Here is a 25,499-nt window from a genome sequence, read left to right on the forward strand (position 1 = left end):
TTGACAAATATATAAAAAAAATCAATTTTTTTACGGAATATTTAATTTTAGGAAAATTCGATGTAAATATTTTCGCCAACATTAAGTCCGAATAAAGATTTTGCGCCGTTTTTTTTGCTTCCTTTATAGATTGTAAGCTCCAAAAGCTGACTGTCATTGAAAATTGCCGCAGACTGCCCGTGGAATTCCGTTTCTCTTTCCCAGTCAGAAACCACTTCCGTATGACTTGAAAATATCCTTGAAAGACTTAAATTTCTGAATTTTATGGTGAAATTTTCATATCCTTTACCCATACTTTCGAAAAAATCTTTGCTGATATTTGATATTATATTTCCGAAATTATCAATATAAGTTACTTCCCCGATAATCATCTTTTCAGACTCATTATAAACAGGTTTCGGGAATAAAAGCTGCTTTGCAGAATCTATTTTTCGCCCGATCACCTCCGGAAGTCCGCCATTCGCCAAATGGACAGCTGCAGGAACGAAAACATCTGTTGAAGTGAAATTAATAATGTCATCAAATCTGTTGTTTAATGTAATTTCATAAATGGCTTCAGGTTTAATATCGAAAAAAATTAAACTTAAAAGTCCGTTATCGGCTGCTAAAAAGTATGATCCGTCTGCTTTATAGAGAATATTTTTCCTCGATTTGTTGTGAAAACTGTCTACAGAAATAATATGAATCGTACCTTTTGGAAAATATTTATAAGAATTTCTAACAATATACGAAGTCTGTATAAGGTTAAAAGCCTGGATGTCGTGGGTAATATCAATAATATTAACCTTCTGATTCAGAGACAGAATCTTGCCTTTCACAGCTGAAACTCTGTAATCTAAATTTCCGAAATCCGAAGTTAGGGTAATAATTGACATGGGTGGTTGTAGAATGATAGAACTGCAAATTTATTTAAAATAAAGAGAATGCCCGAAAGATTGTGGAAAAGAATTTGATATAAATTTGAAAAAAAACTTTAAATTTAAAATCTAAAATAAAAATACTGCATGTTTGAATTAACATATGATTTGGAAGAGATCGATTCAAAAATCTTCTATGGAGTTAATAACCAATATTTCAATTTAATTAAATCAACTTTTCCGACACTGAAAATTACGGGGAGAGATCACTATATTTTTGCAATGGGAAATCAGGAAGCTTTGGATGTATTCAAGAAAAAGCTTGATGATATTGTAGGATTTATTTCAAAAAATAATTCTATCGACCTGAAAGATGTTGAAAATCTTCTTAATATCAGGGATGAAAACGAAAAACAATTGGTTTTCGATCAGGATATTATTGTAAAAGGCGTAAACGGTAAAATAATTAAAGCCAAAACCACCAATCTTAAAAAATTAGTAAAAGAAACTGAGAAAAAAGATATGGTTTTTGCGATCGGACCTGCGGGGACGGGTAAAACGTATACAAGTGTTGCATTGGCTGCCAGAGCTTTAAAAGATAAACAGGTTAAAAGAATCGTTCTGACGAGACCGGCTGTAGAAGCGGGGGAGAGTTTAGGATTTTTGCCGGGAGATCTTAAAGAAAAGCTGGATCCTTATTTGCAGCCTTTATATGATGCACTTCGTGACATGATTCCTCACGAAAAACTGGAAGGTTTTATTGAGAAAAAAGTAATCGAGGTTGCGCCATTGGCTTTTATGAGAGGAAGAACGCTGGATGATGCTTTTGTAATTCTGGATGAAGCTCAAAATACAACCCATTCTCAGATGAAAATGTTTTTAACAAGAATGGGGATGAATGCGAAATTTATTATTACAGGCGATCCAACCCAGATCGATTTACCTCCAAAACAACAATCCGGGTTAAAAGAAGCCATGAGAATTTTAAAAGATGTAAAAGAGATCGGTTTTGTGCATCTTACGGAAGAAGATGTGGTAAGACACCCTGTTGTAAAGAAAATTATCCTTGCTTATAATGAAGAGGATAAAAGATTGAAAGATTAAAAATTTAAATATAAAGCGGGATAAAATTTATTCCGCTTTTTTTGTTTTAATGGAGAATTGTAAACATTAATTTTAATTAATAAAAGAAAATAATTAGTAATTTTGGATCGAAGAATTTAAAATTATTAAAATGAAAAAACTATTATTATTAGGAGCTTTTGCTTTCTTGGGAGGCGCTGCTCAGGCTCAGGAAGGATTTAGATTAGGCGGTCATATCGGTGCTCCGCTGGGGGACGCTTCAGATGCAGCAAGCGTTACAATAGGTATAGACGCTGCTTATATGTGGAATATTACCAAAGGTCTTGATATTGGTGTTACCACAGGATATTCACATTTTTTCGGAAAGGATAATCTTGATGATTTCGGCTTCATTCCTTTGGCGGCATCAGGAAAGTATAAATTTGATAAAATTCCTCTTTTTGTGGGATTGGATCTGGGAGCTGCAATTTCTACCAAAGATTATATCAACAGTGGATTGTATGTTGCCCCAAGAGTGGGATATCAGATGAAAAATACTGAATTGTATTTAGGATTCCAAAGCATTAGCAGTAAATACAAGGATCATGGTCCTTATTGGTATGACAACGGCAGGCATAATTTTGGAGCCGTTAATTTTGGTGTAAATTTCTTTTTAAAGTAAAAATTCAAAAAATCAAATAATTTAAGCTCCAATTGCAAAGTTGGAGTTTTTTTGATGAAAATTTTGTGAATAAGTCAATATCCTTTATTTAATACGCTTTATTGTCGAAAATTGCTAATATTAATCAATGATATTAATCACATTAACAAATTTTAATATTACCGTAACCAGACGTAATTTTGCCGTCAGAAAGTATTAAAATTTTTAAAAAAATGAAAAAAGTATTATTAATGGGTGCGATTGCACTTTTTGGTTTATCTAATGCTCAGATTGCTAAGGGAACAACTTATCTTTCAGGACAAGTAAACTATACTTCAACTCAAGATAACAATACTGATGCCAAATCAGAAGATTTCAAAATTATCCCTACTGTAGGATATTTCGTTGGAACTAACTTAGCAGTTGGTGTAGGTGTAGGTTACCAAAACGGTTCTACTACTAGCTTTATCGCTGATGATAAAGTAAAAACTTCAACTGATGCTATCGTTGTAGCTCCTTTCGTAAGAAAGTACTGGACTTTAGGTGAGAAATTCTATTTCTTCGGTCAATTAGAAGTTCCTATGGCGTTTGGTAAGGATAAAAGAGAATCTAATTCTCCACTTGTAAACGAGTACGAAAATAAATTCACTTCTATCGGTGTAAACGTAAAACCAGGTTTAGATTATTTCTTAAACAAAAACTGGTCTATCGAAGCTACAATCGGTGAGTTTGGATACAACAACTTCAAATACAAAGATATCGATAACAGTACTGATAACTTCAACTTCGGTCTGAACTTATCTTCTGTAACTTTCGGTGTTAAGTATGTTTTCGCTAAATAATTGACGAAACATAAAAATATAAGTCCTAAGATTAATTTCTTAGGACTTTTATCTATAAATTAAACTTTTAACTAAAAAATTATGAAAAAACTATTACTAGCTGGTGCAGTTGCATTTTTCGGATTATCAAACGCTCAGATGACTAAAGGTGACTGGGTAATCAGTGGGAACACAGGATTAGGCTTTAACAGCGTAGACAGTACAATCAAAGCTAACGGAGAGTCTGTAGACGGTCCTAAAGTAAGCACATTTTCTGTAACTCCGTCTGTGGGATATTTTGTAATCAACAAATTGGCTGTTGGGATCGATTTAGGTTTCACAAGCGCAACTACAAAATATGAAGGTTCTAAATCTACCATCACAAGTTTCTCTGTAATGCCTACTGCTACTTATTATTTTGCTAATGACAGCAAATTTGTTCCTTTCCTGGGCGCAGGTATTGGTTATGCATCAAACAAGAGCAAAGGAGAAACTGAGTTTATGGGAATCTCTGGTTCTGACGAAATTACAACTGACGGCCTTGCCTGGAAAGTAAAAGGAGGAGTAACTTATATGGCGACTCAGTCTTTAGGGATCAACTTAGGCGTTTCTTACGACCAGTTTTCAAACAAAGAAACGTATAACAATGTAGATGTAAAAACTCACGTAAATACTTTCGGTGTAAACGTTGGTTTCTCTTACTTTATTAAAGCTAAGTCTCAAAAATCTGATAAATAATCGATGATTATAAAACTTTGTCAAAGTCTTGAAACTTTGACAAAGTAAAAATCCGGCTCAATCGAGTCGGATTTTTATATATTTTGAAATGTAATTTTTAAAATTATTTTCCCATTCCGCCCATTCCCGGCATATTTGGCATTTTGCTCATCATCTGCATCATTTGCTTTCCTTGAGGTCCCTGCATCATCTTCATCATTTTGCCCATTTGGTCAAATTGCTTCATCAGTTGGTTTACATCTTCAATTTTTCTCCCTGCACCTTTTGCAATTCTTTGTTTTCTCTGAGTATTGATAATAGAAGGTCTTCTTCTTTCGTCAGGAGTCATAGAGTAGATGATCGCTTCGATATGCTTAAATGCATCATCGCTGATCTCAACATCTTTGATCGCTTTTCCAACACCCGGAATCATTCCCATCAAATCCTTCATGTTACCCATTTTTTTGATCTGATTGATTTGTTTTAAGAAATCATCAAAACCAAATTCGTTTTTAGCGATTTTTTTGTGAAGCTTTTTTGCTTCTTCTTCATCAAACTGCTCCTGAGCTCTTTCTACCAAAGAAACAACGTCTCCCATTCCCAGGATTCTGTCCGCCATTCTTTCCGGGTAGAAAATATCTAAAGCTTCCATTTTCTCACCTGTAGAAATGAATTTGATTGGTTTTTCAACAACCGAACGAATCGTTAAGGCAGCTCCACCTCGAGTATCACCGTCTAATTTTGTTAAAACAACGCCATCAAAATTCAAAGCTTCGTTGAATGCTTTTGCCGTATTCACAGCATCCTGACCTGTCATTGAGTCAACAACGAACAAAGTTTCGCTAGGTTTAATGAAATAATGAACCGATTTGATCTCGTTCATCATCTGCTCATCAATCGCCAAACGACCTGCGGTATCCACAATGACAACATCGTGACCGTTTTCTTTTGCGAATTTAATTCCGTTTTCAGCAATCGTTGAAGGATTTGTAGAACCTTCTTCCGTGAAAACAGGAACCCCGATCTGACCTCCTAAAACTTTTAGCTGGTCAATCGCAGCCGGACGATAAACGTCACACGCCACCAAAAGAGGTTTTTTATTTTTTTTCGTTTTTAAAAAGTTAGCCAGTTTTCCGGAGAAAGTTGTTTTCCCCGAACCCTGAAGACCTGCAATAAGAATCACAGACGGTTTTCCTGAAAGATTAATACCTTCCTGAGATCCTCCCATTAAGTCTACTAATTCATCATGAACAATTTTCGTCATCAACTGTCCCGGAGTAAGCGAAGTAAGAACGTTTGCTCCCAAAGCTTTATCCTGAACTCTCTTCGTAAGATCTTTAGCAACTTTATAATTAACATCGGCATCCACCAATGCTCTACGGATCTCTTTTACGGTTTCCGCCACATTGATTTCCGTTATTTTTCCTCTTCCTGAAATATTATGAAGCGCTTTGTCTAATTTATCCTGTAAACTATTAAACATATGTATTGTAAATTATAGGTTTGCAAAAATAAGGAATTTTTAGCATATCCAAACTGTTGAGACACGTAATATTATATATAAAGAATAAATGATAAAAATCAATTGGCACAATAATCCGATAGAAAATGTCTATTTTTGCGATAAATTAAAATGAGCCTAATGATTGATAGGCGAAAATAAGTCGATAAATGAAAGCTAATCCTAATATTCTTGTTACCATATTATTTTTTTTAACATTTATGATCCATTTCTCTTTATGGAAATTTGTTTTTCATTTAGATGAAATCATTATTATTAAATTTTATTTATTCTTAAGCGTAATGTTTATGATGATGATCACGCTGATCATTTTAATTAATAAAGTGGTCCCAGAATTTTTAGGGCTTTCTGTGATCGGTTTGATCCTTTTAAAATTTGGTTTGATGTATTTAATAAGAAAAAAATTAAACTTTGAAGTCATTCCGGGTTATAAATTTCACTTTATCATCCCTTATTTTGTCCTGACAACGCTCCTTACGTACTATGCGATTAAGCTAATTAATCATGACAAAAAACAGTAAAATTATTTATTGAAACTAGAAAAAATATTATATTTTTGCACAACGAAAAAAACCTATCAATGTTTAAGAAATTCGCAGTTTTATTCTACAGTATTTTTGTATTAAACCTAGTGTCTGCACAGCACGGTGAGGCTACTGCTGAGGGAGTTCCAGCTACTGAGCTTTCAGAAAAAGACAAAGTAAGTAAAGAAAACAAAGAGTTCATCGATCATCACTTGTTGGATGCTCACGATTTTACATTAATGGTTGACAAAGAAGGGCACCACATCGGTTTCCCTCTTCCTGTTATTTTTTATGATAACGGTTTTCACTCTTTTATGAGTAGCAAAGAAGGGTTTATGCACGGAGAGCCAACTGAGGTTGACGGATCTTTCTACAAATTACACCACGAAAAAATTTATAAAACTGACGCGACAGGAGCTTTGGCAGAAGATAAAGAAGGTCACGTAACTTCAGAGAAAGTTTTAGACTTATCAATTACGAAGAGTGTGCTTATTCTTATTTTAGTTTCAATCTTCATGTTGGTGTTGTTCACAGGAATGGCTAAATCTTACAAAAAATCTCAGGTTCCTACAGGTGCTACCAAATTTTTAGAGCCTTTGGTGATTTTCGTGAGAGACGAGATTGCTATCCCGAACATCGGACATAAATATAAGAGATTCATCGGTTATTTATTAACGGTATTTTTCTTTATCTTATTTTTAAACGTATTAGGATTAATGCCTTTCGGTATCAATGTTACAGGTAATATTACCATGACATTCTTCTTGGCTATCCTTACTTATTTAATTACTACATTTTCTGCAAATAAAGATTATTGGAAGCACATCTTTTGGATGCCGGGAGTACCTGTGCCAATGAAATTGATCATGTTGCCAATCGAATTGTTAGGAACGATCACTAAGCCTTTTGCATTGATGATCCGTCTTTTTGCAAACATGACGGCAGGGCACATCGTAGTAATGAGCTTGATCGGATTAATTTATGTATTTAAGAATTTTGCAGCAGGAGTTGCATTCCCGTTCTTGACATTGGTTATTTATTTATTGGAAGTATTGGTTGCGTTCTTACAGGCTTATATCTTTACAATGTTATCTGCATTGTTCATCGGAATGGCTGTACAGGAGCATGAGCACGAACACCACGCTGCTCACTAAGTGAAAATTATAAACAGAAACAAATTTTTAAAATTATATATTATGGAAATCCCTAAAATTGTAGGTGCTGGTATCGTAGTACTAGGTGTAGGTATCGGTCTTGGTAAAATCGGAGCTGCTGCTCTTGAAGCTATCGCTAGACAACCTGAGCAATCTGGAAAGATCCAAACAGCTATGCTTATCGCTGCTGCACTTGTTGAAGGTGTTGCGTTTGCTGCTCTATTCGCGGTAAACTAATTAAAGTTAAACCATTACCCGTAACGGTTGGTTGCAGGTAATGGTTATTTAAGAAAAAAAGTAATAATTATTTATACATTTATATAATGGAATTAATTCATCAGTTTTCATCAGGATTATTTATTATCCAGTCTGTTATTTTTCTAGCACTATTATTTTTGTTAGGTAAATTTGCTTGGAAACCTATTTTAAAATCTATTAATGATAGAGAAACTTCTATTGTTGACGCTCTTAATCAGGCTACATTGGCTAGAAAAGAGATGGAAACTTTAAAAGAGGATAACGAAAGAATCATTCGTGAAGCTAAAGTCGAAAGAGATGCTATTCTTAAAGAAGCCAGAGAAATTAAAGATAGAATCGTAGGTGAGGCTAAAGATGCTGCTAAAACTGAAGGAGATAAATTAATCGAAGCTGCTAAGCAGACCATCAATGCTGAGAAAAATGCTGCAATGGCAGACATCAAATCTCAAATTGGTACTTTATCTGTAAACATCGCTGAATCTATCCTGAAGCAAAAACTTGATAACAGTGAGGCTCAGAACGAATTGGTTCAGAATTATTTAAACAAATCTAATCTTAACTAAGAATGCTTACATCTAAAGTAGCTAAAAGATACGCACAGGGTTTGCTTGATTTCACAAATGAAACAGGTCAGACGGCTACTGTATTTTCTGAAATGAAAGATGTTACGAAACTGATGTCTCAATCTCCGGATCTGAACAAATTTTTCATGACCCCTTACATTGACGCAAAAAAGAAAATAGAAGTAGCAAAAGAGATTTTCAAAAGCTTATCGGTTTCTTCCCAAAATATGATTACACTGGTGATCAGACAAGGTCGTGAAAGCCAATTGAAAAATATAGCTCAGGAATTCATCAATAAAGTTGAAGATATCAACGGAGTACAGAGAGTAACGCTTACAACGGCAACTGAGATTTCAAAAGAAAATATCGATCAGATTTTAAAATCTACAAATTTGGTAAAAGCAGACTCAAACTTTGATCTGAAAGTAAATGTAAATCCAGGTATTCTTGGAGGATATATTTTAAGAGTGGGAGATCAGCTGGTAGATGCATCGGTGAAAGCTAAGCTTAATCAAATTAAAAAAGATTTTCAATTAAATTAAAGAAAAAACAACCATACAATGGCAGAAATAAATCCGGCAGAAGTATCTGCGATCTTAAAACAGCAATTGGCCAACTTCGATACTCAATCAAACGTTGAGGAAGTAGGTACAGTTTTAACCATCGGTGATGGAATTGCTCGTGTATACGGGTTAGAAAACGTACAATACGGAGAGTTGGTGAAATTTTCTAGTGATGTAGAAGGTATTGTACTTAACCTTGAAGAAGACAACGTGGGTGTTGCGCTACTTGGGGAAAGTAAATTAGTAAGAGAAGGAGATACCGTAAGAAGAACGAACAGAATCTCTTCTATCAAAGTAGGAGAAGGTATGTTAGGTAGAGTAGTTGATACTCTTGGTAACCCTATCGATGGTAAAGGTCCTATTAGTGGGGATTTATACGAAATGCCATTGGAAAGAAAAGCGCCTGGAGTTATCTTCAGACAACCCGTAACTGAGCCTTTACAGACAGGTATCGTTGCGATTGACTCTATGATCCCTGTAGGAAGAGGTCAGAGAGAGCTTATCATTGGTGACAGACAGACGGGTAAAACTACTGTTGCGATCGATACGATCATCAACCAAAAAGAATTTTTTGATGCAGGAAATCCTGTATATTGTATATATGTTGCAATCGGACAAAAAGCGTCTACTGTAGCACAAATCGTTAAAACGCTTTCTGATAAAGGAGCTTTAGCATATACTGTAATCGTTGCGGCTAACGCATCAGATCCGGTTCCTATGCAGGTGTATTCTGCAATGGCAGGAGCATCTATCGGTGAGTTCTTCAGAGACACTGGTAGACCGGCATTGATCGTTTATGATGATTTATCTAAACAGGCAGTTGCTTACCGTGAGCTTTCTCTACTATTGAGAAGACCACCGGGACGTGAGGCTTATCCTGGAGACGTTTTCTATCTTCACTCAAGATTATTGGAAAGAGCTGCAAAAGTAATCGCTGATGATAAAATTGCTAGCCAGATGAACGATTTACCTGAGTCTTTAAGACCAATCGTAAAAGGTGGTGGTTCATTAACTGCACTTCCGATCATCGAAACTCAGGCGGGTGACGTTTCTGCATATATCCCGACTAACGTAATCTCTATTACTGACGGACAGATTTTCTTGGAGTCTGATCTATTCAACTCAGGGGTACGTCCGGCGATCAACGTGGGTATCTCTGTATCTCGTGTTGGAGGTAATGCTCAGATCAAATCAATGAAAAAAGTTTCTGGTACACTTAAATTAGACCAGGCTCAATATAAAGAATTAGAAGCGTTTGCGAAATTCGGTTCTGACCTTGATGCTTCTACTTTAGCAGTTATCTCTAAAGGAGAAAGAAACGTTGAGATCCTTAAGCAGCCGGTAAACTCTCCGCTTCCTGTAGACAGCCAGGTGGCAATGATCTACGCTGGAACAGAGAACTTATTAAGAAACGTTCCTATCAGAAAAGTAAAAGAATTCCAAATCGAATATATCGAGTTCTTAAGATCTAAGCACCCTGATACAATGGCTGCTATTAAAGCTGGGAAAATCGATGATTCAATCACAGGTGTTCTTAAGCAGGCGGCTAACGATTTAGCTTCTAAATATAACTAAAAAATTCAATGTTTAAGGTTTGAAATTCAATGTTTTAGACCTTAAACTTTAGACCTTAAACCTTGAACCAAAATAATGGCAAACTTAAAAGAAATACGAGGCAGAATCAGTTCAATTTCATCTACGATGCAAATTACACGTGCTATGAAAATGGTTTCCGCTGCGAAACTTAAAAAAGCACAGGATGCAATCGTAATGTTAAGACCTTATTCTGAAAAACTACAGGAGATCATCCAGAATGTAAATTCTAGCTCAGATCCTGATCAGGTTTCTATTTATGCTCAAAAAAGAGAGGTTAAAAGAGTACTTTTCATCACTGTTACATCAAACAGAGGTTTGGCAGGTGCATTCAACTCTAATGTTGTAAAAGAATTAAACATTCAGTTTCAGAATAATGCTCAATATGAGGTTGAAGTTCTTTCAATCGGTAAAAAAGCTTATGATGCTGTAAGAAAAACTCGTACAGTATATTCAAATGAAAGTGCCGTTTTTGATAATCTGAATTTTGATACAGTTGCTAATGTTACTGAAGCGGTAATGAGCAGTTTCAGAGAAGGTAAATTTGACGAAGTATATGTTATTTACAACAAATTCGTTAATGCTGCCACTCAAGAAGTGACTACAGAAAAACTTCTTCCGATCACAATGGCAGAAGCAGATGCTGCAGAACCTCAGGTAGAAACAGATTATATTTTTGAGCCAAACAGAGCTGAGATCTTAGATAATTTGATTCCAAAATCTATTAAAACTCAGGTTTTCAAAGCTGTTTTAGACTCTGTAGCGTCTGAGCACGGTGCGAGAATGACAGCAATGCACAAAGCAACTGACAACGCACAGGAGCTTAAAAATGATTTGGTGATTTTCTACAACAAAGCAAGACAGGCTGCAATTACAAACGAGATCTTAGAGATCGTTTCAGGAGCAGAAGCCTTGAAAAATTCGTAAAGAATTATTTTAACATAATATTAAAGCATCGATATTCTCGGTGCTTTTTTTGTTATTTTTATTTTGTATATCTTTGTAATAATAAATTTTATATAATTTCTAAATGGACTCGGACATAGTCAGGCTTTTGCTAGCTGTATTTCTTGTATTATTAAATGGCTTTTTCGTAGCCGCAGAATTTTCAATTGTTAAAGTTCGTTACTCACAAATCCAGTTAAAAGCAGCCGAAGGTAACTCTATGGCGAAACAGGCAGAGCACATCATCAAGCATCTTGATGAGTATCTTTCCGCGACACAGCTGGGTATTACATTGGCATCTCTTGCCCTTGGTTGGGTTGGGGAAAGCGCTTTGCACCATGTTGTTGAAAGTATTTTTCATTCCTTGAATGTTGAATTGGCTCAGACAACTATTACCACAATTTCAGTTGTGACAAGCTTTGTGCTAATCACAGTGATGCATATTGTATTTGGTGAGCTTATTCCAAAATCAATAGCGATCAGAAAATCAGAAGCGACGACAATGGCAACAGCAGTTCCGTTGAGAGTTTTTTATACGATCTTCAAACCATTTATCTGGTTGATGAATTTAATGTCGAATACTTTTTTAAGACTGGTTAAGATTCATCCCGCTTCCGAACAGGAGATTCACTCGACAGAAGAGCTTCAGCTTTTGGTAAAACAAAGTGCGGACAGCGGAGAAATTGAAGAAGAAAATTACGAGATCATCAAAAATGCATTTGATTTTACAGATCATTCTGCAAAACAGATCATGGTGCCTCGTCAGAACATCACATCGATTGATTTTGAGGAAGATATCAACGAAATTATCAATAAAATCATGGATAGTGGTTACTCGCGTATTCCGGTTTATGTTGATTCGATTGATAATGTGATCGGTATTTTATATACAAAAGAAATTATCCGTGAATTTGTCAGAAGAAAAGGCGAAATTAATCACGAAGATTTAAAAGAACTGATGCGTGATGCGTTTTTTGTGGTTGGAAGTAAGAAAATTTCAGATTTATTGAAGACTTTTCAGCAGAAAAAACAGCATTTGGCAATTGTAATTGACGAATTTGGCGGTACGGAAGGTATCATTACTCTTGAAGATATTTTAGAAGAACTGGTTGGTGAAATACAGGATGAAGAAGATGATGAAGAAAAAATCGTTGACAAGATAGGAGAACATACCTATTGGGTGCAGGCGACACAGCCTTTGGATGAGATTAATGAGTTTTTGCCTAAAAGATTACCACTTTCGGAAGAAAGCGAATACAATTCATTGGCAGGATTTATTCTTCATGAATTAGCGGATATACCGGAAGAAAATCAGGAATTTGACCTTGAAAATTATCATTTCAAAATTTTGAAAATGAATAATAAGAGCGTTGAGCTTGTGGAATTGGTTTACGAAGGACCAAGTGTTATCAATGATTTAGCCGACAGAATAGGCGAAGTTTAAAAAAATTAGGGATGGTTTTTTATAACAATATTAAGGATTATGAAGATCCGAAACGTCAGTACGAAGAAGAAGTGCTGGTTTTGGAGGAAACAGATGATGTTTACAAATTGATTTTACATAATGATGATATTCACACTTTTGATTATGTGATCGATTCATTAGTCGAAATTTGTAAACACACATTAGAACAGGCCGAGCAGTGCACGATTTTAGTACATTTTAAAGGCAAGTGCACCGTAAAAACTGGTTCAATGGAAGTTTTGAAACCTATGCATGAAAAACTTATTTCAAGGGAATTAACAAGTGAAATAGTATAATTTAAAGCTCTGACTAATGTTGGGGCTTTTTTATTTTTAATTTCATAAATTTTTATTCTTTTTTAATTAATTTTATCTAATAAATTAAAAAGAAATTTGTTTTTTTAATAATGTTTATTAATTTAGCGCACATAATTAAAAATACATTTATGAAGTTAAAAATTAATTCTTTAATCCTGGGTTGTGCTTTGTCTTTTGCAGGTCTTAATGCCCAGGAATCAAATTTAGAAGCTCCTGCTAAAAAATGGATCACAGAAAATTCAAGAAGCTTAGGTATTCAGAATTTTAGTCAGCATAAATTAAATTACGTCAGAAAAGGAAACTCCGGCGAAACATTGCGTTTTCAGCAAATGATTAAGGATATTCCTGTTTTTCAATCGGAAATTGTCATTCATTTTAACAAACAGGGAAAAATAACGCACACTTCTACAGATAGTTATAAAAAAGGAGTGAAAGATATTAATACAACTCCTTCAGTTTCTGCTGCTGATGCGCTTAGAAAAGCTCATGCAGCTTCTCATTCCAAAGGAGATATTGTTTTCGAGCAAACAAAATTATTCGTATATCTTACAGATTCCGGAGATACAAAATTAATTTATAGAGTGTTGATCAATTCTCACGACAATCCCGGAAGTTGGGAAACAATTGTTGACGCACATACCGGAGAAGTTATTAGCGTAAAAGATATTTCAATTTATCATCACGATAAAAATGATCCTGCAAAACCAAATAAAAGCTCTGATAAAGAAGCTGAAGCAAAGAAAAATACTTTGGTAACAGGTTCTGCTTATATATACGAGCCGGATCCGCTTTCTAAAATGCAGGTTGCTTATGCCGGACAATACGTGGATGGAAGTGACGCTACTAATACAAGTCTGGATGCTGCCAGAACTTTGGTGACCATTCCAGAGCTGGAATTGGCGGCAGGTGTTTATAAATTAAAAGGAACTTACGTAGAGCTACAAAATCTGGAAGCTCCAAATACAGGACTTTTTACGCAGGCGACGAATCAGTTTTTATTTAACAGGAATGATCAGGGTTTTGAGGCCGCAAACGCTTACTGGCATTTGGATAACAATCTTCGTTATATCAATTTAACATTGGGAATTGTTTGTAAACCATCATTATATAATGGAGTTTTAAGATTTGATCCACACGGTTTAAGTGGGGCCGACAACTCTCATTATAGTCCTTCAAATCAGACCTTAGCGTTTGGAGAAGGCGGGGTAGATGATGCAGAAGATGCAGATGTTATCATTCATGAGCTGGGACATGGTGTACATGATTGGTTAACAGGAGATAACGCTTCTCAGACAGAAGGCTTAGGGGAAGGTTCCGGAGATTATTGGGCACAATCTTACAGCAGAAGCTTAAATCAATGGAATTCATCTGCTCCGGCACGTCAGTGGATGTTTAACTGGGATGGTCATAATCCGTTTTGGGCGGGAAGAATTACAAATTATACGGCCTCTTATCCAACAGGTCTTACCGGTGCAATACATACAGACGGACAAATCTGGGCATCTGCTTTGATGAGAATCTATGACAAAATCGGGAAAGAAAAAACCGACCGTGCTTTCTTAGAAGGTCTTTCTATGACAGATTCAGCTACCAATCAACAAGATGCTGCAATCGCCGTAAGACAGGCTGCTATTGATATGTTGGGGCAGTTTGGTTTTACATGTACGGACATAAATACGATTACGGAAGAATTTACAAATACAGGATACGTTTTACCGGCTTACACTTGTCTGTTAGGCACAGAAGAAACTTCCAGAAAAGAGATTATATCGATTTATCCTAATCCTGTTTTTGATGTGCTTCATGTTTCATTGAAAATCAACAAGGAACAGAAAGTGGAAATCTATAATATGGAAGGCCGAAAAGCATTGGAAACAACAATTAACGGTAATAAAAATACAATCAATGTTTCAAATCTTCCAACCGGAGACTACATTTTAACCATAAAAGGAATGGAGATCTCAACGAAATTTATAAAGAAATAAAAAGTTAAATCTTATATAAATCCGGTGTTTATGCATCGGATTTTTTATTGGTATTAAAATCAGACCGATTATTTTACTGCATTCATCTAAAATAGTATATTTGTACCAACTAAAGAAACTCAAAGAATGCTTGTAATAGGAATTGCAGGAGGTACAGGATCCGGCAAAACTACAGTTGTTGACAAGATATTGCAACAGCTTGATATTGAGGGAATGAACATCCTTTCTCAGGATAATTATTACCACGATAATCATAATCTGACGCTTACGGAAAGAGAAGCCCTGAATTATGATCATCCAAAGTCTATAGATTTTGAATTGATGTTAAAACATGTAAAAGCTTTAAAAAATCACGAGGTGATCGAGCAGCCGATTTACAGTTTTGTAACCCATTCCAGAACAGGAGATCATGTGACTGTAGAACCTAAAAATGTATTGGTAGTAGAAGGTATTCTGGTGTTGACTAATAAAGAATTACTGAAAGAATTTGATCTGAAAGTATTCGTTCACGCTGATTCTGACGAGAGATTAATCAGAAGGATCAGAAGAGATACACAGGAAAGAGGAAGAGATTTAAATGAAGTTCTTCACCGTTATCAGACCACATTGAAGCCAATGCATCAGGAATTTATCGAGCCTTCTAAAAACGAGGCAGATTTAATTATTCCCAATATGAAACAAAACTCGGTAGCTATAGATTTTCTGACTACTGTGATTAAAAATTCATTGAAAAAGCACTAAAAAATTAAAAATGGCTGAGAAAAAATTAATAAAAGACATTCAACCGACATCAGAGACAATCAAATTTATTAAGCATTATGTCTTTAATAAATATGTACTTACGATCTGCTTGTTTCTGGTATGGATGATTTTCTTTGATAAAACTTCGTTTCTTGTGATCAACGAGCTTAACGGGGAAATCAGCAAATACGAAGACCAGTTGGTTTATTATAAATCAGAATACGAAAAGAATGATGCATTCTACAAAAAACTGATGAACAATAAATCCGAAAAAGAAAAATACGCAAGAGAAAATTATTTTATGAAAAAGCCAAATGAAGAGATTTTTATTTTGGTGGTAGACAGCACAAAAGTTGCTAAAAAATAGTTAAAAAGTCAATTATCAATTGTGAATTTTGCTTTGCAAGTGAATTTCTAAATTGACAAGTTTGCGAATTGACTATTCACTATTCACATCATAAAATTTACAAATAATCCATAATCAATGTCAAATACAGCCTGGGAAAATCTAGTAAAAAAACAGCTTAAAATAGAAGATATTTACACGATTCTTAAAAAAGAAAATTTGGAAGGAATTGTTGTAAAACCTTTCTATGATTCAGTTCATAAGCCGTTGGTCAATTTACCGAAAGTGGAAGAAAATACACATTTGGTTGCCAATTATCATGAAAGCCTGGAAGAGGATGTTTTTGCTTTTCTATTAAATAAAAATGTGGAAAATCTTGAGCAGAAAGCTATTTTTATTAATAATAAAGATTTGGCGGAGCATATCAGCCCGAAAGATGAAGATCAATATTTTTCATTAATTGATGTGTTTGACGAAAATAAAGGGGTGATAAAAGATCAATTGGTGAAAGAATTACTGGCCAAGGATTTTAAAAGAAACATTTGCGTTGATATTTCTCTTCATCAGAATGCCGGAGCCGCGATTTATCAGCAATTGGGAATTGCTTTGGCAAAAACAAAAGAATTGCTGGAAGTTTATGGAACAGAAATTTTAAATAAACTGCTTTTCAGGATTGCTGTAGGAGGAAATTATTTCTTTGAAATGGCAAAATTGAGAGCTTTTAAAATCGTTTTTAATCAACTTTCAAAAGAATATAACTTAGATGAAATTCCGTACATTTTTGCAGAAACTTCATTAAGAAATAAAGCGGTTTCAGACAGTGAAAATAACCTGATCCGTTCGACTTTAGAGCTTGCTTCGGCAATGATCGGCGGGGCAGATGCGGTGTACAGCACCAATTATCTGATTAATGGAAGTACAGAAAACTCTGAGGAAATTTCGTTTAAACAACAGATTGTTTTGGCTTACGAAAGTATCATCAATGTCTTTGAAGATGCCTCAAACGGAAGCTATTATGTAGAAGATATTACCCAGCAAATTGCTGAAAAATCCTGGGCTTTATTCGTTGAGATTGAAGAAGCGGGAGGATATCTTAAGCTTTTGCAACAAAGAGTTATCCAGAAAAAGATCTACGATCAGGCTGTAGAAGAGCAAAAATGGGTTGAAGAAGGAAAAATAAAGCTCATCGGCGTTAATTTATATCCAAAATTAGAAGTTAAAAAATCTGTTGAGGAAATGTATAACGCAAACGAAATAAAAGCCGTTCGTTGGGCAGAGATGTTTGAATAATGAAAGAAAAACTGATCGATTTATTTGAATATACACATCATTTCAATCACGAAATGATTAAAATTATTTCAGAAAACAGCTCAAAAATTGACGAGAAAACCATCAGTTTAATCAATCATACACTAAATGCCCAACAAATCTGGAATTCAAGGATTTTAGGTGAAAAATCTTTTGAAGTCTGGCAGATCAATCCTTTTGAGAATTTAAAAGAAATTAATCATCAGAACTTTAAGAAAAGTATTCAGATTGTAGAAAATTCAGATTTAGATCAGAAAATTGAATACCAAAATTCGAGAGGAACGAAGTTTGAAAATACTATTTTTGAAATGCTTTTTCAGGCGATCAATCACTCGACCTATCACAGAGGGCAGATCAATTCCTTGCTCAAGCAAAGCGGAATTGATCCTTTATTGACAGACTATATTTTTTATAAAAGATAAATTTTAATATAATTTAATAAAGATGCTTCGACAAGCTCAGCATGACATCTCTAATACTAAACGTCATTTTGTAGCGTTGTCATGCTGAGCGGAGTCGAAACATCTCTATCAAAGAATCTTACGAATCTGTGGTGAACAAAACAATTTTAAACAAAGAAATCCAAAACTTCATCAATGCAAATCTAAACACAGACTTGCATTCTTTATTGTTAAAAAAGTCCCCATTTTCAGAAGTTTCCATGCAGGAAATTGTACAACAGATCAAAGGAAAGCAGGTTGCGCAGAAAAAATTTCCGTTTTTGTTGAAAGAAGGAATAATTTTTCCACCACAGCTTAATTTGGAGCAATCTTCTTCTGAAAAAACGGCTCTTTATAAATCAGGAATTATAAAAGGAAAAAAGTTTATCGATCTGACGAGCGGTTTCGGGATTGATGCTTATTATTTGTCTAAGAATTTTGATGAAATTACCCTTGTCGAGCAAAATTCAGAACTCTTAGAAATTGTTGACCACAACTGGACTGTTTTAGGAAAAAAAGCAACCTTTTTCAATCAGAAATTAGAAGAATTTCTTAATCAAAATCAGGAAATTTTTGATGTTATTTACCTTGATCCTGCAAGAAGAGACAACAATAAAAATAAAGTTTTCCTTTTGGAAGATTTATCGCCAAATATTCTTGAAATTCAGGAAAAATTATTGTCAATTTCTAATGAAGTGATAATAAAACTGTCTCCTTTAATTGATCTTAAATATTTGGTTTCCGTTGTGACGAATATTTTCAGGATTGAAATTATTGCCGTTAAAAACGACGTAAAAGAAGTCGTCATTTTCTTATCCAATAAAAAATCAGAGAAAATTATCTGCAAATGTGTCAATCTTGAAAGTGGTGAATCTGACTTTGAATATCAGTTTAATGAAGAAGAAAATGCTGTTTCAGAGTTTTCTGAACCCGAAAAGTTCATTTATATTCCCAATAATACGATTTTGAAGGCGGGAGCTTTTAATTTAATTTCAGAAAAATTTAGGTTAAAAAAGCTTCACCCGAATACACATTTTTACACTTCAAACGAGAAAACTGATAACTTTCCGGGAAGAGTTTTTGAAATGGAAGTGATTGATGCTAAGCAGATTAAAAAGAAAGAACAGTTTAATATCATTTCAAAAAACTATCCCTTAAAACCGGAAGAAATCAAAAAGAAATACGGACTGAAAGACGGCGGAAAACACTATCTTATTTTTACACAATCCAAAAAAGGTAAAATAATTTTAAAATCAGTATAAAAATGTTGCCGAAAAATGCAGGATTTCTTAATTTTGGGCAATTAAAAAAATAAGCATGAAATCGCCTGCTGTTAAAATCATTATAACCGGCTAAAATAACGCGATTCATCTGACCTTAAAAAAATAAATTTTACATATGAAAAAATTAATTATATGTTTAGCTGTTGCAACTGTAGCTGTAAGCTGTAAAAAAATACAAGCCGGAGGAAATAAAAATACCCTGAAACTTGAAGAAGGAGTAGAAAGATATTCTGATGACGAGCAGACAAGCGGCGAACAGGACAATCTTTCTGAATACAGAGGTGATGCGCACGATGGACATGAAACTCCTGCAAAAACGGATACTGCTGGTGCTGTAAAGCAGAAACAGGAAGATAAAGCGCATACTGAAGCTACTCCTATACCGGAAGGGTCTCAGACTCCAAAAGCCGAACACTAATTATTAGTATACAATATAAATGTCCTGCAGAAATGCGGGATATTTTTTTGGAGCTTTATCCCGCTTTCCGCACTCGCTATTTTGGAAGTTTCGGCGGCGGCAAAGCCGCCGCCGAAACTTCCAAAATGAGCTCAGACAAATGCTGCAATCGGGGCTAAGGTATTTGTCGTTTCTTCAATCTATTACAATCAATTCAACATTTTTGTCATCCTGAAGGATCTAGACATAGTATTATAGATCTTTATTTATGTAAAAATCTGTGTCATTAGTGTTAAAGAAAGAGATTGCTTCGTCACTTCTGAACTACGTTCACAGACCTACAACTTGTTCTCAATAGTCTAAACTCTTCTCAACTACTATGTCTAATCCTTTGACTATGTCGAACCTAAAGGTTTCAGGATGATAAAAAGAGTGGTTTTACTTGATGTTTTTTTAATATCTCTAATAAATTATTTAATAATACATTTTTAACTTATAAGCATTTGATTGTAAGATGTAATTGCATAAATAATCAGGCTTAAAATCCGCATAATCACAAACCTGAGGAAAATTATATACTTTTTGTTTGTTCCTGCACACCATTTTTTTTACTTTTAGCGAAACAAAATTTACAATGCAAGAGACATTAAATTACATTAACGAAAACAAGCAGCGTTTTGTTGATGAATTATTTGAGTTATTGAGAATCCCTTCTATTTCTGCTGATCCTGCGTATAAAAATGACGTGTTGAAGTGTGCGGAAGTTGTTGCAGAACATCTTAAAAATGCCGGTGCCGACCATGTGGAAGTTTGCCAGACAAAGGGATATCCTATCGTTTTTGGAGAGAAAATCTTAGATAAAAACTTGCCGACGGTTTTAGTTTACGGCCACTACGACGTGCAGCCAGCCGATCCTTTAGAATTATGGACAAGACCTCCTTTTGAGCCTTATATCGAGAAAACAGAGCTTCATCCTGACGGAGCGATCTTTGCAAGAGGTTCTGCAGATGATAAAGGACAGTTTTTCATGCATTTAAAGGCTTTTGAAGCAATGATGAAGACAAATTCCCTTCCTTGTAATGTTAAATTTATTCTGGAAGGCGAGGAAGAAGTGGGATCTGTGAGCCTTGGAGATTTTGTTAATGAAAACAAAGAAAAATTATCTTGTGACTGTATTTTAATTTCTGACACGCATATCTACAGCAACGAGCAACCAACTGTTACAACAGGTTTAAGAGGGTTGAGTTATGTTGAAGTGGAAGTTGAAGGCCCAAACAGAGATTTGCACTCAGGGCTTTACGGTGGTGCTGTTCCAAATCCGATTCATGTGCTTTCAAGAATGATTGCAAAGTTAATCGATGAAGACGGGCAGATCACAATTGACGGTTTCTATGACAATGTAGAAGACGTTTCTGATGGTGACAGAGCAGATATGAATAAATTAAAGGACAACCCTGAAGAATTCAAAAAATCAATCGGATTGAGCGGAGTTGAAGGAGAAAAAGGCTACACAACATTAGAAAGAACATCTATTCGTCCTACTTTAGACTGCAACGGGATTTGGGGCGGCTACACAGGAGAAGGAGCAAAAACAGTGATTCCTTCAAAGGCTTCGGCTAAAATTTCTATGCGTTTGGTTCCTTATCAGACTCCGGAAGAGATTACAGAAAAATTCACGAAATATTTCCATAAAATAGCTCCGGATAACGTAAAGGTTAAAGTTACACCACATCACGGAGGAATGCCTTACGTTTTGCCAACCGATACAAAAGAATTTAGAGCAGCAAAACAGGCTATGGAAACTTCATTCGGAAAAGAAGTTCTTCCATACAGAGGAGGAGGAAGTATTCCTATTACAGCAATGTTTGAGCAGGTTTTAGGAGCCAAATCTGTATTAATGGGCTTTGGTCTTGATTCTGATGCAATTCACTCTCCAAATGAGCATTACGGATTATTTAATTTCTATAAAGGAATTGAAAGTATTCCGTTATTTTTTGAAAACTATTCAAAATAAAACACTGTAATTTATCCTATATAAGTTTAAAACGCTCCGTATTGGGGCGTTTTTCTTTTTATAAAATCTTTAAAACAAAGAAAATTTTTAAACAATAATTATCTTTTTTACTGTTTTTTAATGATATTCACTTTTTTATGACTTATAAGTTTGTTTTTTTTTCTTGATTAAATAGTTTTGCTAAATATATAATTACTGATTAATTGATTTTAATGTTTGTTATTTATCAATGTAGTTTTTGTTCTTATATATTATATTTATAAATAGGTAAGCTTTTAATTAAAATTAATATTATGATGAAAAAAATTTTATTCTTGGGAGCATTGGTAAGTGTTATTTCACAAACTAAAGCTCAATCAATTGTTTTTAATGAAACATTTGAAACTTCTACTACTGCTGGCGTACCTGTTGGTTGGACAGCTACGGATTTGGATGGGGACGGAAATTCCTGGGTGGCTGATGATGAACCTGGCATTACAGATCCTATGGGATTTTCAGGTAAAGTTGCGTTATGTGTTGAGGATACGCCTAATGATTTACTTGGCAGTCCATCTATTAATTTACCTGTCGGCACTTTAAATCTTACCTATCAAATTGGTTCTTACACAGGAAATGGAGCTGTTCCATTTAACAATCATTACGCTGTATATATATTGCCTGTTGCAACACCGTATTCAGCAGCTGCAGTGCCGGTTTTGGAAGAATCACTAAGTGCAGGAGATACTGCTCTTAATAAGACGATCAATTTGTCTTCTTATGCGGGGCAAAATGTACGTATTTATTTTAGATTTTTTGATTCGGGGATCAGAGTGTTAATATTGGATAATGTAAAAGTTACCCAAACGGTATTAGGCACGTCTGAAGCTGATAATAATCCGCAAGTCGGTATCTATCCTAATCCTGCAACAGATTATATTACCATAAAATCAAATTCAAAATTGACGAATGTGGAAGTCTATGATGCCGCAGGAAGAAAAATGATAGCTCCATTAAATATTGATAAAATTGATGTAAAAAGCCTTCAGCCAGGAAATTATATCATGAAAGTAGAAACCAGCAAAGGTATAAATACAACAAAGTTTATTAAAAAATAAATATCCGAAAATTAAAAAAAAACTATTGCAGATTCTATTTGAATGATCCATTAAATTAGAAAGAAATAATTTAATGATAAATCTTAGTATAAATAAAGCGCTCCGTTTGGGGCGTTTTTGTTATTTTTAAGAACTTAAATCCAGAATTTATGATAGAGAATAAAGTAGCATATATCACAGGCGGAACAAAGGGAATAGGTTTCGGGATTGCAAAAATTTTACTCGAAAATGGAGTTTCAGTTGCTTTTTCGGGAAGAAAAAGAGATGACGTTGAAAAAGCGGAGAACGAGCTTCAGCAATATTCAAAAAATGTATTGGGAATCGTTTCTGATGTAAGAAGCCTTGAAAGCGAACAGGAAGCTGTAAAATACGTTGTAGAAAAATTCGGAAGACTCGATTTTGTTATTGCCAATGCAGGTTTAGGAGTTTTTAAACCGGTTGATGAATTATCAGCAGAAGAATGGAACGACATGATCGATACCAATTTAACGGGAGTTTTTTATACTTTAAAAGCTTCTGTTGAAGAATTAAAAAAGACAGAAGGCTATTACATCACGGTTTCAAGTCTTGCCGGCACCAATTTCTTTGAAAACGGAACAGGCTACAACGCTTCCAAATTCGGAGTTGTAGGTTTTACGCAGGCTGCGATGATCGATTTAAGAAAGTATAACATCAAATCTACGGTAATTATGCCGGGCTCGGTAGCTACAAATTTCAACGGGAATATTCCTTCTGAAAAAGACGAATGGAAGATTCAGCCGGAAGATATGGGGAATTTGGTTCTGGATATTTTAAAAATGAATCCAAGAGTTTTACCAAGTAAGATCGAATTTAGGGCAACAAAACCAGCAAACTAAGGACTTTAATGCATTGAATAGTAAATTAATAAGTGCTATGCATGCATAATATATTTTTTATTTATATTAGCAGAAATTAATCACAACAAAATCTTTGTATAAAATTCCCGATTTTTATACAAAAGAGAAACAATAAAATAGTACACATGAAACCGTAAGGTTACATATGACCATTAAATAATAAGAACAACATATGAAAATATTAGTTTGTATAAGTAGTGTTCCGGATACTACTTCCAAAATTAACTTCACAGCAGATAAAACTGCATTCGACAAAAACGGAATTCAGTTTGTAATCAATCCTTTAGACGAGTTTGCTTTAACAAAAGCGATCAAATTACAAGAGTCTCAGGGCGCTACCGTAACAGTAATCAATGTAGGTGATGCAAGTACAGAACCCGTGATCAGAAAAGCGTTGGCAATCGGTGCAAACGATGCAGTAAGAGTAAACCTTGACCCTAAAGACAGCTTCTCGACAGCAAAAGAAATCGCTTCTGTAGCTCAAAACGGCGGATATGACTTGATTCTTTGTGGTAAAGAATCTATCGATTATAACGGTGGTTCTGTTCCCGGAATGGTGGCTCAGCTGTTAAATCAGCCTTTTGTGAATGCTTCTGTAGGATTAGACGTTAACGGAAGTGAAGCAACTGCTGTAAGAGAAATCGAAGGCGGTAAAGAAACTATTTCTGTAAAATTACCTGCTGTAATCGCTGGACAAAAAGGACTGGTAGATGAAAAAGATTTGATCATTCCAAACATGAGAGGGATTATGTCTGCAAGAACAAAGCCTTTGCAAGTGGTAGAGCCTACTTCTTCAGAAGTAAAAGTTCAGGGTGTATTTTATGACAGTGTGCCGCCAAGAGCAGCTGTAAAATTAGTCTCTCCTGATAATTTGGATGAATTGGTAAGATTACTTCACGAAGAAGCTAAAGTAATCTAATCTTTTAATCATTAAATTTTTAATCTTTAAATTAATTGTAAAATGGCAGTATTCGTATACGCAGAAAATATAAACGGAGTTTACAAAAAAGCGGCTTTCGAAGCAGTGGCTTATGCTAAAGCGATTGCAGATAAGGCTGGTGAAACAGTTACTGCGATCTCTGTAAACCCTACCGATTCTTCAGATTTGTTATACAAATATGGAGCATCAAATGTGATCAATATCAAAGACGAAGGTCTTAAAAGCTTCTCAGCTAAAGCTTTTGCTCAGGCTGTAAGCGAAGTGGCAAACGGAAATATCATCGTTTTCCCTCATACTACAGATGCATCTTCAATTGCGCCAATGTTGGCAGTGATGAACGGGCATTCATTAATTACCAATGCTTTGGAAGTTCCGGAAAGTCTTTCTCCGTTTCAGGTGAAAAGAAAATCTTTCTCAGGAAAAGGTTTCATGCACGCAAAATCTGAGGCAGCAGGGGTAATTATTACGGTTTCTCAAAATGCGTTCGGTGTTAAAGAAAATGCAGTATCCGGTTCAGAAGAAGTGAAAAACCTATCTGTTGCCAATGAAGATACAAAAGTAATTTCTCACGAGCAAAGCTCAGGAAAATTAGACTTAAAAGAAGCTGAAGTTGTAGTTTCTGCAGGTAGAGGATTAAAAGGCCCTGAAAACTGGGGAATGATCGAAGACCTGGCAAATGTTTTAGGTGCTGCTACAGCTTGTTCTAAGCCTGTTTCCGATATCGGTTGGAGACCTCACACAGAACACGTTGGACAAACCGGTAAAGCAATTTCTCCAAATCTTTATATTGCAGTTGGTATTTCAGGTGCAATTCAGCATTTGGCTGGGGTTAACTCTTCTAAAACTATTGTAGTAATCAATAGCGATCCTGAAGCACCATTCTTCAAATCAGCTGATTACGGTGTTGTAGGAGATGCTTTCCAGATTATTCCTGCATTAACAGAGAAAATTAAAGCAATCAAAGGATAAGAAAGTGAATTGTGAATAGTCAATTCGCTACGCTTGTCAATTTTTTAATTAAATTAATTCACTTGCGAAGCAAAATTCACTA

At 35.0% G+C, this 25,499-nt stretch carries 27 protein-coding genes; 25 read left to right on the forward strand and 2 right to left on the reverse strand.

The annotated features are described in order from the left end of the window. Positions 1 to 47 precede the first annotated feature (47 nt). A complete protein-coding gene (locus BLT04_RS16560) occupies positions 48 to 875 on the reverse strand; it encodes an SAM hydrolase/SAM-dependent halogenase family protein (protein ID WP_089756905.1) in 828 nt (275 codons plus the stop codon). 129 nt (positions 876 to 1,004) lie between these two features. On the opposite strand from BLT04_RS16560, the gene BLT04_RS16565 reads away from it, so the two are divergent. The 4 genes from BLT04_RS16565 to BLT04_RS16580 all read left to right on the forward strand — a co-directional run bounded on the left by BLT04_RS16565 (position 1,005) and on the right by BLT04_RS16580 (position 4,139). After that, a complete protein-coding gene (locus tag BLT04_RS16565; protein ID WP_089756906.1) occupies positions 1,005 to 1,961 on the forward strand; it encodes a PhoH family protein in 957 nt (318 codons plus the stop codon). Between the two features lie 130 nt (positions 1,962 to 2,091). Next, complete coding sequence (locus tag BLT04_RS16570; RefSeq protein ID WP_089756907.1) at positions 2,092 to 2,601, forward strand: hypothetical protein; 510 nt, start codon at positions 2,092 to 2,094, stop codon at positions 2,599 to 2,601. A gap of 230 nt (positions 2,602 to 2,831) precedes the next feature. Further along, complete coding sequence (locus BLT04_RS16575; protein ID WP_228421991.1) at positions 2,832 to 3,422, forward strand: outer membrane beta-barrel protein; 591 nt, start codon at positions 2,832 to 2,834, stop codon at positions 3,420 to 3,422. 81 nt (positions 3,423 to 3,503) lie between these two features. Continuing rightward, positions 3,504 to 4,139 carry an OmpW family outer membrane protein gene (locus BLT04_RS16580; protein ID WP_089756909.1) on the forward strand — a complete coding sequence of 212 codons (636 nt, stop codon included), beginning with the start codon at positions 3,504 to 3,506 and terminating at the stop codon, positions 4,137 to 4,139. Between the two features lie 103 nt (positions 4,140 to 4,242). On the opposite strand, the gene ffh is transcribed toward BLT04_RS16580, so the two are convergent. After that, positions 4,243 to 5,601 (reverse strand): signal recognition particle protein, encoded by a 1,359-nt coding sequence (ffh, locus tag BLT04_RS16585; protein WP_089756910.1) that lies wholly within the window; start codon positions 5,599 to 5,601, stop codon positions 4,243 to 4,245. 188 nt (positions 5,602 to 5,789) lie between these two features. Between ffh and BLT04_RS16590 the strand changes: the two genes are divergently transcribed. The 21 genes from BLT04_RS16590 (at position 5,790) to BLT04_RS16690 (ending at position 25,417) form a co-directional block, all read left to right on the forward strand. Further along, positions 5,790 to 6,161, forward strand: coding sequence for a hypothetical protein (locus BLT04_RS16590; protein WP_089756911.1), 372 nt, complete (start codon positions 5,790 to 5,792; stop codon positions 6,159 to 6,161). A 59-nt stretch (positions 6,162 to 6,220) separates the two neighbouring features. Further along, the gene (gene atpB / locus BLT04_RS16595) at positions 6,221 to 7,318 is read left to right on the forward strand and encodes a F0F1 ATP synthase subunit A (RefSeq protein ID WP_089756912.1); all 1,098 of its coding nucleotides are present in this window, start codon (positions 6,221 to 6,223) and stop codon (positions 7,316 to 7,318) included. Between the two features lie 42 nt (positions 7,319 to 7,360). After that, positions 7,361 to 7,555: an ATP synthase F0 subunit C gene (gene atpE / locus BLT04_RS16600; RefSeq protein WP_002979108.1), complete on the forward strand. Its 195-nt coding sequence runs from the start codon at positions 7,361 to 7,363 to the stop codon at positions 7,553 to 7,555. An 86-nt stretch (positions 7,556 to 7,641) separates the two neighbouring features. Further along, a complete protein-coding gene (locus BLT04_RS16605; RefSeq protein WP_089756913.1) occupies positions 7,642 to 8,139 on the forward strand; it encodes a F0F1 ATP synthase subunit B in 498 nt (165 codons plus the stop codon). A gap of 2 nt (positions 8,140 to 8,141) precedes the next feature. Continuing rightward, positions 8,142 to 8,681, forward strand: coding sequence for an ATP synthase F1 subunit delta (atpH, locus tag BLT04_RS16610; RefSeq protein ID WP_089756914.1), 540 nt, complete (start codon positions 8,142 to 8,144; stop codon positions 8,679 to 8,681). Positions 8,682 to 8,699: 18 nt separating this feature from the next. After that, a complete protein-coding gene (gene atpA / locus BLT04_RS16615) occupies positions 8,700 to 10,277 on the forward strand; it encodes a F0F1 ATP synthase subunit alpha (RefSeq protein WP_089756915.1) in 1,578 nt (525 codons plus the stop codon). Positions 10,278 to 10,352: 75 nt separating this feature from the next. Further along, positions 10,353 to 11,222, forward strand: a complete 870-nt coding sequence (gene atpG, locus BLT04_RS16620; RefSeq protein ID WP_089756916.1) for an ATP synthase F1 subunit gamma — start codon at positions 10,353 to 10,355, stop codon at positions 11,220 to 11,222. 103 nt (positions 11,223 to 11,325) lie between these two features. Further along, positions 11,326 to 12,684: a hemolysin family protein gene (locus BLT04_RS16625; RefSeq protein WP_089756917.1), complete on the forward strand. Its 1,359-nt coding sequence runs from the start codon at positions 11,326 to 11,328 to the stop codon at positions 12,682 to 12,684. A gap of 11 nt (positions 12,685 to 12,695) precedes the next feature. Further along, the gene (locus BLT04_RS16630; protein ID WP_089756918.1) at positions 12,696 to 13,001 is read left to right on the forward strand and encodes an ATP-dependent Clp protease adaptor ClpS; all 306 of its coding nucleotides are present in this window, start codon (positions 12,696 to 12,698) and stop codon (positions 12,999 to 13,001) included. Positions 13,002 to 13,150: 149 nt separating this feature from the next. Continuing rightward, positions 13,151 to 15,007: a T9SS type A sorting domain-containing protein gene (locus BLT04_RS16635; RefSeq protein ID WP_170828498.1), complete on the forward strand. Its 1,857-nt coding sequence runs from the start codon at positions 13,151 to 13,153 to the stop codon at positions 15,005 to 15,007. Positions 15,008 to 15,133: 126 nt separating this feature from the next. Next, positions 15,134 to 15,748 carry a uridine kinase gene (udk, locus tag BLT04_RS16640; RefSeq protein WP_089756920.1) on the forward strand — a complete coding sequence of 205 codons (615 nt, stop codon included), beginning with the start codon at positions 15,134 to 15,136 and terminating at the stop codon, positions 15,746 to 15,748. Between the two features lie 10 nt (positions 15,749 to 15,758). Next, complete coding sequence (locus BLT04_RS16645; protein ID WP_089756921.1) at positions 15,759 to 16,115, forward strand: FtsB family cell division protein; 357 nt, start codon at positions 15,759 to 15,761, stop codon at positions 16,113 to 16,115. 117 nt (positions 16,116 to 16,232) lie between these two features. Further along, positions 16,233 to 17,384, forward strand: a complete 1,152-nt coding sequence (locus tag BLT04_RS16650; protein ID WP_089756922.1) for a methylmalonyl-CoA mutase family protein — start codon at positions 16,233 to 16,235, stop codon at positions 17,382 to 17,384. Next, positions 17,384 to 17,824 carry a DinB family protein gene (locus BLT04_RS16655; RefSeq protein ID WP_089756923.1) on the forward strand — a complete coding sequence of 147 codons (441 nt, stop codon included), beginning with the start codon at positions 17,384 to 17,386 and terminating at the stop codon, positions 17,822 to 17,824. The genes BLT04_RS16650 and BLT04_RS16655 overlap by 1 nt, the downstream gene beginning before the upstream one ends. Positions 17,825 to 17,955: 131 nt before the next feature. Further along, positions 17,956 to 19,104 carry a class I SAM-dependent methyltransferase gene (locus tag BLT04_RS16660; RefSeq protein ID WP_170828506.1) on the forward strand — a complete coding sequence of 383 codons (1,149 nt, stop codon included), beginning with the start codon at positions 17,956 to 17,958 and terminating at the stop codon, positions 19,102 to 19,104. Between the two features lie 136 nt (positions 19,105 to 19,240). Beyond that, positions 19,241 to 19,543, forward strand: coding sequence for a hypothetical protein (locus BLT04_RS16665; protein WP_089756925.1), 303 nt, complete (start codon positions 19,241 to 19,243; stop codon positions 19,541 to 19,543). A 613-nt stretch (positions 19,544 to 20,156) separates the two neighbouring features. After that, entirely contained in the window at positions 20,157 to 21,536 is a 1,380-nt protein-coding gene (locus tag BLT04_RS16670; RefSeq protein ID WP_089756926.1) for a dipeptidase, read from the forward strand. A gap of 314 nt (positions 21,537 to 21,850) precedes the next feature. Then, on the forward strand, positions 21,851 to 22,630 hold the full coding sequence (locus BLT04_RS16675) for a T9SS-dependent choice-of-anchor J family protein (RefSeq protein ID WP_170828499.1): 780 nt from the start codon (positions 21,851 to 21,853) through the stop codon (positions 22,628 to 22,630). A gap of 149 nt (positions 22,631 to 22,779) precedes the next feature. Then, a complete protein-coding gene (locus BLT04_RS16680; RefSeq protein ID WP_089756928.1) occupies positions 22,780 to 23,487 on the forward strand; it encodes an SDR family oxidoreductase in 708 nt (235 codons plus the stop codon). Positions 23,488 to 23,680: 193 nt separating this feature from the next. Further along, positions 23,681 to 24,427 (forward strand): electron transfer flavoprotein subunit beta/FixA family protein, encoded by a 747-nt coding sequence (locus tag BLT04_RS16685; protein ID WP_089756929.1) that lies wholly within the window; start codon positions 23,681 to 23,683, stop codon positions 24,425 to 24,427. 42 nt (positions 24,428 to 24,469) lie between these two features. Next, positions 24,470 to 25,417, forward strand: coding sequence for an electron transfer flavoprotein subunit alpha/FixB family protein (locus BLT04_RS16690; protein WP_089756930.1), 948 nt, complete (start codon positions 24,470 to 24,472; stop codon positions 25,415 to 25,417). Positions 25,418 to 25,499 lie beyond the last annotated feature (82 nt).

Origin of the sequence: Chryseobacterium soldanellicola (assembly GCF_900100115.1) — a bacterium.
Taxonomy (GTDB): domain Bacteria; phylum Bacteroidota; class Bacteroidia; order Flavobacteriales; family Weeksellaceae; genus Chryseobacterium; species Chryseobacterium soldanellicola.